This window comes from Enterobacter cloacae complex sp. BZL2005, from assembly GCF_049238885.1.
Lineage (GTDB): Bacteria > Pseudomonadota > Gammaproteobacteria > Enterobacterales > Enterobacteriaceae > Enterobacter > Enterobacter roggenkampii.
In genome coordinates this window covers 110672-123116 of record NZ_JBMKGI010000002.1, presented here as the reverse complement: position 1 = coordinate 123116, position 12445 = coordinate 110672, and the positions used below count along the sequence as shown (strand labels likewise).

Below are 12445 nucleotides of genomic sequence, written 5' to 3'. Positions count from 1 at the left end.
CGTAAAAATCCGGGAAAAATAAAGTGGCGTATTGTGCGCTAATGGAGGGAGAAAACCAACTCCCACGGCATATACCACAGGTTAGCCAGCACCATCAGCAAAAGCGAACACCAGGTTGCACTCATGCCGGAACGACGCCAGCGGATTAAGCGGTGGTGAAAGCCGTAATAATGCATCAGGCGGCCAGCGATAAGCAGCAGGCCACAGATGTGCACCATCCAGGTTTCTGCGCCATTCATCTCCATAAACAGCAGCAGGATGAGGGCCGCGGGGATGTATTCGACCGCATTGCCGTGAATGCGGATAGCGCTTTGCAGCTCGGAAAAGCCGCCGTCACCGTAAGAAACGCGGTAGAGCGTTCTGAGGCGCACAACGTCAAATGAAAACTTAATCAGCAGTAATGCACCTAACACCGCGTACAGCGCGCTGACCATACAAACTCCCTGTTTTTGGCAGATGGCACTTCCCTATGATAGGGGGTGATATCAGAAAAGAGAAGATTGTTGTGGGATGGAAGGGGCGCTGCCCACGGACGGCACCGCAGCCTGCAAGGCCTGCCACAGAGCATCGACCAGTTCGGGGGCCTGGGTAATATCCGGCGTGTGCAAAAAGAGATACGGCGTGGTGGTGTGTTCCCACGAGGCCAGTTTTTCCAGCCAGACGGCGAACATCGCCTGGTTTTGCAGCATGTTATCGCTGCCGATAAACCTGACCATTGGGTTCTTCGCGGTCACGATGGCGTGGACCGGCACTTTCGGTTTTTTACGCTGAGCTTCAACGATGGCCTCGTTATGCGGTATCGCGCTGTGCACCGGACGGCTATCGAGGATCACCCGGTTAACGGAACGCTCAAGCAGGCCGCGGTTGAGCGCTTTTTCCGCTTCGCCTTTCGCAAAGAAGTCCTGGTGTCGAACCTCCACGCCGTAGGTAAATTCCCGGGGCAGGGCATCCAGGAACTGCCAGAGCGCAGGCAGGTCGCGCGGAGCAAACGTGGCCGGAAGCTGCAGCCAGTACTGGCCGATGCGGTTTGCCAGAGGCGCCATCCGGCCAAAGAATTCGTCGGTCAACTCACCGCAGTTTCGCAGCGCGGCCTGGTGAGAAATGGTCGCCGGAAACTTGAAGCAGAAGCGGAAGTCGTCGGTTGTTTGCTCCCGCCAGCGTGCAACAATCTCGGCTTTCGGGAGCGCATAGAGGGTAGTGTTACCCTCGACGCAGTTGAAGTGTCGAGCATACTCTTCAAGGCTGGTGATGCCAAGGCGCACCCATTTCGGGTGCGACCACTGGGGTAAACCGACATACATCATAGCGCGCTGACAATCTCATCCGTGCTGCGCACGCGGCCGATGCGCGGGAAGATATGGGTCATGCTGCCCTGGTGCTGTTCCGCGGAGGCCGCGCTGCAGGGATCTTCGGCGATCACCAGATTAAAGCCGAGCTCCCACGCGTTGCGGGCAGTCGACTCCACGCCGATGTTGGTGGAAATACCGCACATGATGATCGTGTCAATGCCGCGACGGCGGAGCTGCAGCTCAAGATCGGTGCCGTAGAAGGCGCCCCACTGGCGTTTGGTGACTTCAATGTCGCTGTCGCGTTTGCCAAGCGATACCGGGTACGTCCACCAGTTTTCCGGCAGGGCGCGGGCGGGAGTCTGCGCATCAACGGGCTGTTTTAACGCTTCTGCGTAATCCGCAGACCAGCCGACGCGCACCATGACAACCGGGGCACCGCTGGCACGGCATTGTTCCGCCAGGCGGGCGGCTCGGCTGACCACATCGTCCGCGGTATGCGGGCCACCGGCGAAGGGCAAAATGCCTTCCTGTAAATCAATCACCACAAGCGCGGTTTTGCTGGCATCAAGGGTTAACATCGTTACTCCCGTTAAATGAATCACTTCCACACACCATACGACGCGATGGCCTGTTATTGGTCGCATAATTTTGTTAATTTTTGTGAGAATGCGCAATAAGAGTGCAGCAAACGACCGCCTGGCCGTGGTTCGCTCTTATCGTCCGGCGGAATTTCCAGTATAATAGCCGCCTTTTTTCATCCAGTTGTGACATACAGAAAGCTGCGACATAGTAGCCTGCATACCAGGCGACATTTAGCCTGCGGCTAATTAAGGGATATCTCATGCGTACAGAATATTGCGGGCAGCTGCGTCAGTCCCACGTCGGACAGCAGGTCACCCTGTGTGGTTGGGTCAATCGTCGTCGTGATCTTGGTAGCCTTATCTTCATCGATATGCGCGACCGCGAAGGTATCGTTCAGGTGTTCTTCGATCCGGATCGTGCAGATGCGTTGAAGCTGGCCTCTGAGCTGCGTAATGAGTTCTGCATTCAGGTCACCGGCACCGTGCGTGCGCGTGACGAGAAAAACGTTAACGCCGACATGGCGACGGGTGCCATTGAAGTGCTGGCGTCCGATCTGACGATCATCAACCGTGCTGAAGCGCTGCCGCTGGACTCCAACCACGTCAACACTGAAGAAGCGCGTCTGAAATACCGCTACCTGGATCTGCGTCGTCCGGAGATGGCTCAGCGCCTGAAAACCCGTGCGAAAATCACCAGCCTGGTGCGTCGCTTTATGGATGACCACGGTTTCCTCGATATCGAAACCCCGATGCTGACCAAAGCCACGCCGGAAGGCGCGCGCGATTACCTGGTGCCATCCCGCGTTCATAAAGGCAAATTCTACGCGCTGCCACAGTCTCCACAGCTGTTCAAACAGCTGCTGATGATGTCCGGCTTCGATCGCTACTATCAGATCGTGAAATGCTTCCGCGACGAAGACCTGCGTGCTGACCGCCAGCCTGAATTTACCCAGATCGATGTGGAAACCTCCTTCATGACCGCCGAGCAGGTGCGTGAAGTGATGGAAGCCCTGGTGCGTAGCCTGTGGAATGACGTGAAAGGCGTTGAGCTGGGCGATTTCCCAATCATGACCTTCGCGGAAGCCGAGCGTCGCTATGGCTCTGACAAACCCGACCTGCGTAACCCGATGGAGCTGGTGGACGTAGCTGATCTGGTTAAAAACGTGGAGTTCGCGGTCTTCGCGGGTCCGGCTAACGACGCCAAAGGCCGCGTGGCCGCGCTGCGTGTACCGGGCGGCGCGGCTCTGAGCCGTAAGCAGATCGACGACTACGGCAACTTCATCAAGATCTACGGCGCGAAAGGTCTGGCCTATATTAAAGTGACCGAGCGTGCGAAAGGTCTGGAAGGTATCACCAGCCCGGTTGCGAAATTCCTGAACGCGGACATCGTGGAAGCGATCCTGGAGCGCACCGGCGCGCAGGACGGCGACATGATCTTCTTCGGTGCAGATAACAAGAAAGTCGTTGCGGATGCGATGGGCGCGCTGCGTCTGAAGCTCGGTAAAGACCTGAATCTGACCGACGAGAGCAAATGGGCGCCGCTGTGGGTTATCGACTTCCCAATGTTTGAAGACGACGGTGAAGGCGGCCTGACCGCGATGCACCACCCGTTCACCTCGCCGAAAGACATGACGGCTGCCGAGCTGAAAGCGGCACCGGAAGAGGCCGTCGCCAACGCCTACGATATGGTCATCAACGGCTACGAAGTGGGCGGTGGTTCCGTGCGTATTCACAGCGGTGAAATGCAGCAGACCGTGTTCGGCATCCTGGGCATCAACGAGCAGGAGCAGCGCGAGAAATTCGGCTTCCTGCTGGACGCGCTGAAATACGGTACGCCTCCGCACGCGGGTCTGGCCTTCGGTCTTGACCGTCTGACCATGCTGCTGACCGGCACCGATAACATCCGTGATGTTATCGCTTTCCCGAAAACCACTGCTGCAGCGTGTCTGATGACCGAAGCGCCAAGCTTTGCCAACCCGGCCGCACTGGCTGAGCTGGGCATTGAGGTGGTGAAGAAGGAAGAGAAAAACTGATATGACATATAAGCTCCCCGTTTCGGTCCTGGTGGTCATTTATGCAGAAGACACGAAGCGGGTGCTGATGTTGCAGCGGCGCGATGACCCTGAATTCTGGCAGTCGGTTACCGGCAGTCTGGAAGAGGGGGAAACCGCGCCGCAGGCCGCCGCGCGTGAAGTAAAGGAAGAGGTCGCCATTGACGTTGCCCGCGAGCAACTGACCCTGAAGGACTGTCAGCGCACGGTGGAGTTCGAAATTTTTAGCCATTTACGTCATCGCTACGCGCCGGGTACCGAGCGCAATACGGAATCGTGGTTCTGTCTCGCGCTCCCCCATGAACGGGAGATCGTGTTTACCGAACACCTGACCTACCGCTGGGTGAATGCGGCGGATGCCGCCGCACTGACCAAGTCGTGGAGCAACCGGCAGGCGATTGAAGAATTTGTAATTAACGCTGCCTGAAAAGGCGCGCTCTTTGAGGATATTTTTATGGCAGGTCATAGTAAGTGGGCCAACACCAAACACCGCAAAGCGGCACAGGATGCCAAGCGCGGTAAGATCTTTACCAAAATCATTCGCGAGCTGGTGACGGCAGCGCGTCTGGGCGGCGGCGATCCGGCCTCTAACCCACGTCTGCGTGCGGCGGTGGATAAAGCGCTGTCTAACAACATGACGCGTGACACCCTGAACCGTGCTATCGCACGTGGCGTCGGCGGTGATGAAGACGCGAACATGGAAACCATCATCTATGAAGGTTACGGTCCTGGCGGTACGGCGGTGATGGTTGAATGCCTCTCCGACAACCGTAACCGTACCGTTGCGGAAGTGCGCCACGCGTTCACCAAAACCGGTGGCAACCTGGGCACTGACGGTTCCGTTGCTTACCTGTTCAGCAAAAAAGGCGTCATCTCCTTCGAGAAAGGCGACGAAGATGCGATCATGGAAGCGGCGCTGGAAGCCGGTGCGGAAGACGTAGTGACCTTCGACGACGGCGCTATCGACGTTTATACCGCCTGGGAAGAGATGGGTGCCGTGCGCGATGCGCTGGAAGCGGCGGGCCTGAAAGCGGACAACGCTGAAGTCTCCATGATCCCGTCCACCAAAGCGGACATGGATGCAGAAACGGCACCAAAACTGCTGCGTCTGATCGACATGCTCGAAGACTGCGACGACGTGCAGGAAGTGTATCACAACGGTGAAATCTCTGATGAGGTTGCAGCGACTCTCTGATGGGAGCGTGTAAACCCGTTACAGGAGACGCGTGATGTCGATTATTCTCGGGATTGACCCAGGCTCACGCGTCACCGGTTATGGCGTTATCCGTCAGGTGGGACGCCAGTTAACCTACCTGGGCAGTGGCTGTATTCGCACCAAAGTGGACGATCTGCCGTCGCGCCTGAAGCTCATCTATGCGGGCGTGTCGGAGATCATCACCCAGTTTCAGCCGGACTATTTCGCCATCGAGCAGGTCTTTATGGCGAAAAACGCCGATTCGGCGCTAAAGCTCGGTCAGGCGCGCGGGGTGGCCATTGTCGCTGCGGTGAACCAGGATTTGCCGGTTTTCGAATACGCGGCAAGGCAGGTTAAGCAGACGGTGGTGGGCATCGGTAGCGCGGAGAAAAGTCAGGTGCAGCACATGGTGCGGACCCTGCTCAAGCTCCCTGCTAACCCGCAGGCCGACGCCGCCGATGCGCTGGCGATTGCGATTACCCACTGTCACGTCAGCCAGAACGCGATGCAAATGAGCGAATCGCGGCTCAATCTGGCGCGAGGCAGGTTACGATAATGACAAATCAGGCTGGATGTTTATCCAGCCTTTTTTTATTATGTCGGCAGTTAATTTCTTCCAGAACGCAGGAGCGTCACGTGATAGGCAGACTTAGAGGCATCATCATTGAAAAACAACCCCCGTTAGTGCTGCTGGAAGTGGGTGGCGTGGGCTATGAAGTCCATATGCCGATGACCTGCTTCTACGAGCTGCCGGACGCGGGCAAAGAGGCGATTGTCTTTACCCAGTTTGTGGTGCGTGAAGATGCTCAGCTGCTGTACGGCTTCAACAACAAACAGGAACGCACCCTGTTCCGCGAGCTGATTAAAACCAACGGCGTCGGGCCGAAGCTGGCGCTGGCGATCTTATCCGGCATGTCTGCACCACAGTTTGTGAATGCCGTTGAGCGTGAAGATCCTGCGGCGCTGATTAAGCTTCCTGGCATTGGTAAGAAAACGGCAGAGCGCCTGATTGTCGAGATGAAAGACCGCTTTAAAGGCCTGCATGGCGATCTCTTCACGCCGGCGGCCGATCTGGTGCTGACCTCCCCAGGCGCGCCTGCGGCGGATGATGACGCGGAGCAGGAAGCGGTTGCCGCGCTGGTGGCACTGGGCTATAAACCTCAGGAGGCCAGCCGTATGGTGAGCAAAATTGCCAAACCGGACGCCAGCAGTGAAACCCTGATTCGTGAAGCGCTGCGCGCTGCATTGTGAGGTAAAGGATGATTGAAGCAGACCGCCTGGTTTCGGCAGGCACTGTTCAGGCAGAGGATGTGGTGGATCGCGCGATTCGCCCAAAACTGCTTGATGAGTACATTGGCCAGCCGCAGGTTCGTTCCCAAATGGAGATTTTTATCCAGGCGGCAAAGCTGCGCGGCGATGCGCTCGATCACCTGCTGATTTTTGGCCCGCCGGGTTTAGGCAAAACCACGCTGGCGAACATCGTTGCTAATGAAATGGGCGTTAACCTGCGCACCACCTCCGGCCCGGTGCTGGAGAAGGCGGGCGATTTGGCGGCCATGCTGACCAACCTCGAACCGCATGACGTGCTGTTTATCGATGAGATCCACCGCCTGTCACCGGTGGTGGAAGAGGTGCTCTATCCGGCGATGGAAGATTATCAGCTGGATATCATGATTGGTGAAGGTCCGGCGGCACGCTCCATCAAAATCGATCTGCCGCCGTTTACCCTGATTGGCGCAACAACGCGAGCCGGGTCGTTGACCTCTCCACTGCGCGACCGCTTCGGTATCGTGCAGCGTCTGGAGTTTTACCAGGTGGCCGACCTCCAGCACATCGTTGGCCGCAGCGCCCGCTATATGGGGCTGGAGATGAGCGAAGAGGGGGCGTTTGAAGTGGCGAAACGTTCCCGCGGTACGCCGCGTATCGCCAACCGCCTGCTGCGCCGCGTGCGTGACTTTGCTGAGGTGAAGCACAACGGTTCGATCTCCGCAGAGATCGCCGCGCAGGCGCTGGATATGCTGAACGTCGATGCCGAAGGTTTTGACTACATGGACCGCAAGCTGCTGCTGGCGGTGCTGGACAAGTTCTTTGGTGGCCCGGTCGGGCTGGATAACCTGGCGGCGGCAATCGGGGAAGAGCGTGAAACCATTGAGGATGTGCTTGAACCGTATCTGATTCAGCAGGGCTTCCTGCAGCGCACACCGCGTGGACGTATGGCGACGGTGCGGGCGTGGAATCATTTCGGCATTACGCCACCGGCAATGCCGTAAGCAGCGATAATTTGTCGCCCCGGTAAGCGAAGCGCCACCGGGGACATGTCCACTACTGCGCGGTCTTCTTCATCATACTGAAGATAAACAGCACCGCCGCACTCAGCACCACGGACGGCCCGGCAGGCGTGTCATAGAACGCCGAGAAGGTGAGTCCACCCGTTACCGCAATCATTCCGACAATCACGGCCACACCGGCCATCTGCTCCGGCGTACGGGCAAAACGACGCGCCGTAGCCGCAGGGATGATCAGCAGCGACGTAATAATCAGCGCGCCGACAAACTTCATCGCCACGCCAATGGTTAACGCCGTTACAAGCATCAGCAGCAGCTTAACGCGCTGCAGCTTCACGCCATCGACGAACGCCAGATCGGGGCTGACGGTCATCGCCAGCAGGTTACGCCACTGCCAGAGCAGAATCCCGAGCACCACCACAACGCCAATGGCGATAGCGATGAGATCGTCAGGCGTGACGGCCAGCAGGTCACCGAACAGGTAAGCCATCAGATCCACGCGGATATTCGACATCAGGCTGACCACCACCAGGCCCAGCGACAGGGCGCTGTGCGCCATGATGCCAAGCAGGGTATCGATGGCGAGGTGAGGGCGTTTTTCCAGCCAGACCAGACCGGCCGCCAGCAGCAGCGTGACCACAATCACCGCATAGAACGGGTTGACGTTCAGCAGCAGGCCAAAAGCCACGCCCAGCAGGGACGCGTGCGCCAGGGTATCGCCGAAGTAAGACATTCTGCGCCACACCACAAACGAGCCGAGTGGACCCGCGGCGCAGGCAAGCATAATCCCGGCCAGCCAGCCGGGCAGTAACAGTTCAATCATGAGTGTCCATTTCCCCGACGCAGAACGATTCGTCCCTGCAAATCATGGCGGTGATTATGATGATGGCGATAGATGCCGAGCTGTTCAGCGCCGCGAGGGCCGAACATGGAGATAAATTCCGGGTGCATGGAGACGACTTCTGGCGTGCCGGAGCAGCAGATGTGGTGGTTAAGACACAGCACTTCGTCAGTCTTTGCCATCACCAGATGCAGGTCGTGGGATACCATCAGTACCGCACAATTCAGTTCCTGACGCAGCTGGTCAATAAGATCGTACAGCGCTACCTGGCCGTTGACGTCGACCCCCTGAGTCGGCTCATCCAGCACCAGCAGCTGCGGGCTGCTGAGCAACGCACGGGCAAGTAATATGCGCTGCGTTTCACCGCCGGACAGTTTTTGCAGCGGCGCATCGACAAGATGGCCTGCCTGCACGCGCTTCAGCGCCGGGAGAATATCGGCTTTACGCGTGCCGGGGCGCAGGCGCAGGAAACGGCTCACCGTCAGCGGCAGGGTGGCGTCAAGGTGAAGCTTTTGCGGCACATAGCCGATACGCAATTTTTCCTCACGCTTGATCACGCCTTCATCGGGTGCGACCAGACCCAGCACCACGCGAACCAGGGTGGATTTGCCTGCGCCATTGGGGCCGAGCAGCGTCAGAATTTTGCCGGGCTTCAGATCGAGCGACACGTCAGAGAGGACGCGGCGCTGGCCAAATGAGACCGAAATATTTTCAAGAGAAACCAATGTCGTCATGTCATTTTAAGCTTGAAGAAGTCAACGAATGTTATAATATCACATTCCACGCATTCACTACGATGATTAGTCGCATTATGTTACATAAAAATACGCTTCTTTTCGCAGCATTATCCGCTGCCCTTTGGGGCACAACCGCACAAGATGTTAACGCTGCGGTTGTCGCTTCGCTTAAACCACTCGGGTTTATCGCGTCAGCCATTTCTGACGGGGTAACAGAAACCCAGGTTCTGCTCCCGGATGGTGCATCCGAGCATGACTACTCCCTGCGCCCTTCAGACGTAAAACGCTTACAAAACGCGGACTTAGTTGTCTGGATTGGTCCGGAAATGGAAGCGTTTATGCAGAAGTCAGCAAAACAGGTGGCGGGCGAAAAACAGGTCGCGATTGCCGCCCTCCCAGGCGTGAAACCGTTACTCATGAAAGGGACGGATGACGACGGCGATGAACATGACCATCATGCTGCCGACGGTGAAAAAGGTGATGGAAATCACCATCACGGCGAGTACAACATGCATCTTTGGTTATCCCCAGAGATAGCGCGGCTTTCAGCGGTTGCAATCCATGACAAATTAGTGGAACTTATGCCGCAAAGTCGAGCCAAACTAGACGCCAACCTGAAAGATTTTGAGGCACAATTAGCCGCAACCGATAAGCAGGTAGGTAATGAGCTCGCACCGTTGAAAGGAAAAGGGTATTTCGTTTTTCATGACGCCTACGGCTATTACGAAAAACACTACGGTTTGACCCCGCTGGGGCACTTTACCGTCAACCCTGAAATTCAACCTGGTGCGCAGCGTTTACATGAAATCAGAACACAGCTGGTTGAGCAAAAAGCGACATGCGTTTTTGCTGAGCCACAGTTCAGGCCAGCGGTCGTAGAAGCCGTGGCCAGGGGGACATCCGTGCGCATGGGGACCCTTGACCCGCTAGGAACGAATATCCAGTTGAGCAAAGCGAGCTATTCGCAGTTCCTCAGCCAACTGGCGAACCAGTATGCGAGCTGCCTGAAAGGAGATTAACGAGGAAGTGAATACGTGCAACAGATAGCCCGCTCTGTCGCCCTGGCATTTAACAATCTGCCTCGACCCCACCGCGTCATGCTGGGGTCGCTTACAGTACTCACCTTAGCGGTCGCCGTCTGGCGGCCCTATGTTTACCACCCGAGTTCTGCCCCTATCATCAAAACCATCGAGCTTGAAAAGAGCGAAATCCGCTCTTTGCTGCCTGAAGCCAGTGAGCCTATCGACCAGTCGGCTCAGGAAGATGAAGCCATTCCACAGGATGAACTGGACGATAAAACCGAGAATGAAGCGGGTATCCACGAATATGTAGTTTCTACCGGGGACACGCTGAGCAGCGTGCTGAACCAGTACGGCATCGACATGGGCAATATCAGCCAGCTGGCGGCGGCAGATAAAGATCTTCGCAACCTGAAAATTGGGCAACAGCTCTCCTGGACGTTAACGGCCGATGGCGATCTCCAGCGTCTGACCTGGGAAATGTCCCGCCGTGAAACCCGCACCTACGATCGCACGGCAACCGGTTTCAAAATGACCAGCGAAATGCAGAAGGGCGACTGGGTCAACAGCGTTCTCAAAGGCACCGTGGGCGCAAGCTTTGTCTCCAGCGCGCGCGACGCAGGGTTGACCAGCGCTGAAATCAGTTCGGTGATCAAAGCCATGCAGTGGCAGATGGATTTCCGCAAGCTGAAAAAAGGCGATGAGTTTTCCGTCCTGATGTCCCGCGAAATGCTGGACGGCAAGCGCGAGCAAAGCCAGCTGCTGGGCGTGCGTCTGCGCTCCGAAGGCAAAGATTACTACGCGATCCGTGCCGAAGACGGCAAGTTCTACGACCGCACCGGTACGGGCCTTGCAAAGGGCTTCCTGCGCTTCCCGACGGCGAAACAGTTCCGCGTCTCCTCCAACTTTAACCCGCGTCGTCTGAACCCGGTCACCGGACGCGTCGCACCGCACCGTGGCGTTGACTTTGCTATGCCGCAGGGTACACCGGTACTCGCGGTTGGGGATGGCGAAGTGGTGGTGGCCAAACGTAGCGGCGCAGCCGGATATTATGTTGCGGTACGTCATGGTCGCACGTATACGACCCGCTATATGCACCTGCGTAAGCTGCTGGTTAAACCAGGACAGAAGGTGAAGCGTGGTGACCGCATTGCGATCTCAGGTAATACCGGTCGCTCTACCGGCCCGCACCTGCACTACGAAGTGTGGATCAACCAGCAAGCCGTGAACCCGCTGACGGCGAAACTGCCGCGCACCGAAGGCCTGACGGGTAAAGATCGTACGGATTACCTGGCGCAGGTGAAAGAGGTGTTGCCGCAGCTGAGCTTAGACTAAGCCCTCTGTTTTTGTTAAAAAAGCCGGCGCACCCTGACGCCGGCTTTTTCTTTTGTGCGCGGACGACTGCCTCGCTACACTATCTGAATTAATTTTGCGTCATCAGACCCTGGATCCAGCATGGAAACCCAAAAAAACAATATTGAATACATTCCTGAGTTTGAAAAATCCTTCCGCCATCCGCGCAACTGGGGCGCCTGGCTCGGTGTCTACGCCTTTGCGGGGATAGCGTTGCTGCCGGCTTCCGTCCGCGATCCTGTCCTGGGTAAAATTGGCCGTCTTGCCGGGCGCTTAGGCAAGAGTGCCCGCCGTCGCGCGCAGATCAATCTCTATTACTGTTTTCCTGAAAAGAGCGACGCCGAGCGCGAGGCAATCATTGATGAGATGTATACCACCGCACCGCAGGCCATGGCGATGATGGCGGAGCTGGCGCTGAAAGGGCCGGAGAAAATTGTCGATCGCGTAGACTGGAAAGGGCTGGATATCATTGAGGAGATGCGCCGCAATGACGAAAAAGTCATTTTCCTCGTCCCACACGGCTGGGGCGTTGATATTCCGGCGATGCTGATGGCCTCTCAGGGCCAGAAGATGGCGGCAATGTTCCATAACCAGGGCAATAAAATCTTCGACTTTGTCTGGAATACGGTGCGTCGTCGTTTTGGCGGACGCCTGCATGCGCGCAACGATGGCATTAAGCCGTTCATTCAGTCGGTACGCCAGGGGTACTGGGGCTACTATTTGCCGGATCAGGACCACGGCCCCGAGCACAGCGAGTTTGTCGATTTCTTTGCGACCTATAAAGCGACGCTCCCTGCGATTGGCCGCCTGATGAAAGTGTGTCGTGCCCGCGTGATCCCGCTGTTCCCGGTCTATGATGGTAAAACGCATCGCCTGAGCATTGAGGTTCGTCCGCCGATGGACGATCTGCTGACCGCTGACGACCACACCATTGCCCGTCGGATGAACGAAGAGGTGGAGATCCTGGTAGGGCCGCATGCCGAGCAGTACACGTGGATCCTGAAGCTGCTTAAAACGCGTAAGCCGGGCGAAAAAGAGCCGTATAAACGCAAAGAGCTTTATCCAACGAAATAAAAAAAAGCCCTCTCCATCTG

14 protein-coding genes are annotated in these 12445 nt (G+C 57.0%); 9 read left to right on the top strand and 5 right to left on the bottom strand.

Annotated features, from left to right (window positions below; translation table 11 throughout):
• Positions 1–38: 38 nt before the first annotated feature.
• Genes ACOTXI_RS04945 through ACOTXI_RS04935 form a run of 3 tightly spaced genes read right to left on the bottom strand, consistent with a single transcriptional unit; the run spans position 39 to position 1867 of the window.
• Positions 39–434 (bottom strand): MAPEG family protein, encoded by a 396-nt coding sequence (locus tag ACOTXI_RS04945; protein ID WP_021240443.1) that lies wholly within the window; start codon positions 432–434, stop codon positions 39–41.
• 51 nt (positions 435–485) lie between these two features.
• On the bottom strand, positions 486–1304 hold the full coding sequence (locus ACOTXI_RS04940; RefSeq protein ID WP_058653397.1) for a DUF72 domain-containing protein: 819 nt from the start codon (positions 1302–1304) through the stop codon (positions 486–488).
• Positions 1301–1867 carry a hydrolase gene (locus ACOTXI_RS04935; RefSeq protein ID WP_058653395.1) on the bottom strand — a complete coding sequence of 189 codons (567 nt, stop codon included), beginning with the start codon at positions 1865–1867 and terminating at the stop codon, positions 1301–1303. The genes ACOTXI_RS04940 and ACOTXI_RS04935 overlap by 4 nt, the downstream gene beginning before the upstream one ends.
• Before the next feature lie 263 nt (positions 1868–2130).
• Here ACOTXI_RS04935 and aspS point away from each other — a divergent pair, with 263 nt between their 5' ends.
• The 6 genes from aspS to ruvB all read left to right on the top strand — a co-directional run bounded on the left by aspS (position 2131) and on the right by ruvB (position 7386).
• A complete protein-coding gene (gene aspS / locus ACOTXI_RS04930) occupies positions 2131–3903 on the top strand; it encodes an aspartate--tRNA ligase (RefSeq protein WP_008500445.1) in 1773 nt (590 codons plus the stop codon).
• 1 nt (position 3904) lies between these two features.
• On the top strand, positions 3905–4348 hold the full coding sequence (gene nudB, locus ACOTXI_RS04925) for a dihydroneopterin triphosphate diphosphatase (protein WP_008500446.1): 444 nt from the start codon (positions 3905–3907) through the stop codon (positions 4346–4348).
• A gap of 27 nt (positions 4349–4375) precedes the next feature.
• The gene (locus ACOTXI_RS04920) at positions 4376–5116 is read left to right on the top strand and encodes a YebC/PmpR family DNA-binding transcriptional regulator (protein WP_008500447.1); all 741 of its coding nucleotides are present in this window, start codon (positions 4376–4378) and stop codon (positions 5114–5116) included.
• A 34-nt stretch (positions 5117–5150) separates the two neighbouring features.
• Positions 5151–5672, top strand: a complete 522-nt coding sequence (gene ruvC / locus ACOTXI_RS04915) for a crossover junction endodeoxyribonuclease RuvC (protein ID WP_003859749.1) — start codon at positions 5151–5153, stop codon at positions 5670–5672.
• Between the two features lie 80 nt (positions 5673–5752).
• Positions 5753–6367, top strand: coding sequence for a Holliday junction branch migration protein RuvA (ruvA, locus tag ACOTXI_RS04910; protein WP_008500448.1), 615 nt, complete (start codon positions 5753–5755; stop codon positions 6365–6367).
• An 8-nt stretch (positions 6368–6375) separates the two neighbouring features.
• Positions 6376–7386, top strand: a complete 1011-nt coding sequence (ruvB, locus tag ACOTXI_RS04905) for a Holliday junction branch migration DNA helicase RuvB (protein ID WP_008500449.1) — start codon at positions 6376–6378, stop codon at positions 7384–7386.
• Positions 7387–7438: 52 nt separating this feature from the next.
• Here the strand turns inward: ruvB and znuB are convergent, their stop codons facing one another.
• Positions 7439–8224: a zinc ABC transporter permease subunit ZnuB gene (gene znuB, locus ACOTXI_RS04900; RefSeq protein WP_048029424.1), complete on the bottom strand. Its 786-nt coding sequence runs from the start codon at positions 8222–8224 to the stop codon at positions 7439–7441.
• Positions 8221–8976 carry a zinc ABC transporter ATP-binding protein ZnuC gene (znuC, locus tag ACOTXI_RS04895; RefSeq protein WP_023293956.1) on the bottom strand — a complete coding sequence of 252 codons (756 nt, stop codon included), beginning with the start codon at positions 8974–8976 and terminating at the stop codon, positions 8221–8223. The genes znuB and znuC overlap by 4 nt, the downstream gene beginning before the upstream one ends.
• A 77-nt stretch (positions 8977–9053) precedes the next feature.
• On the opposite strand from znuC, the gene znuA reads away from it, so the two are divergent.
• From znuA to lpxM, 3 genes are all read left to right on the top strand, one after another.
• Positions 9054–9998: a zinc ABC transporter substrate-binding protein ZnuA gene (gene znuA / locus ACOTXI_RS04890; protein ID WP_058653437.1), complete on the top strand. Its 945-nt coding sequence runs from the start codon at positions 9054–9056 to the stop codon at positions 9996–9998.
• 15 nt (positions 9999–10013) lie between these two features.
• Positions 10014–11333, top strand: coding sequence for a murein DD-endopeptidase MepM (mepM, locus tag ACOTXI_RS04885; RefSeq protein WP_008500453.1), 1320 nt, complete (start codon positions 10014–10016; stop codon positions 11331–11333).
• Positions 11334–11453: 120 nt separating this feature from the next.
• Positions 11454–12425, top strand: a complete 972-nt coding sequence (lpxM, locus tag ACOTXI_RS04880; protein ID WP_008500454.1) for a lauroyl-Kdo(2)-lipid IV(A) myristoyltransferase — start codon at positions 11454–11456, stop codon at positions 12423–12425.
• Positions 12426–12445: the final 20 nt, after the last annotated feature.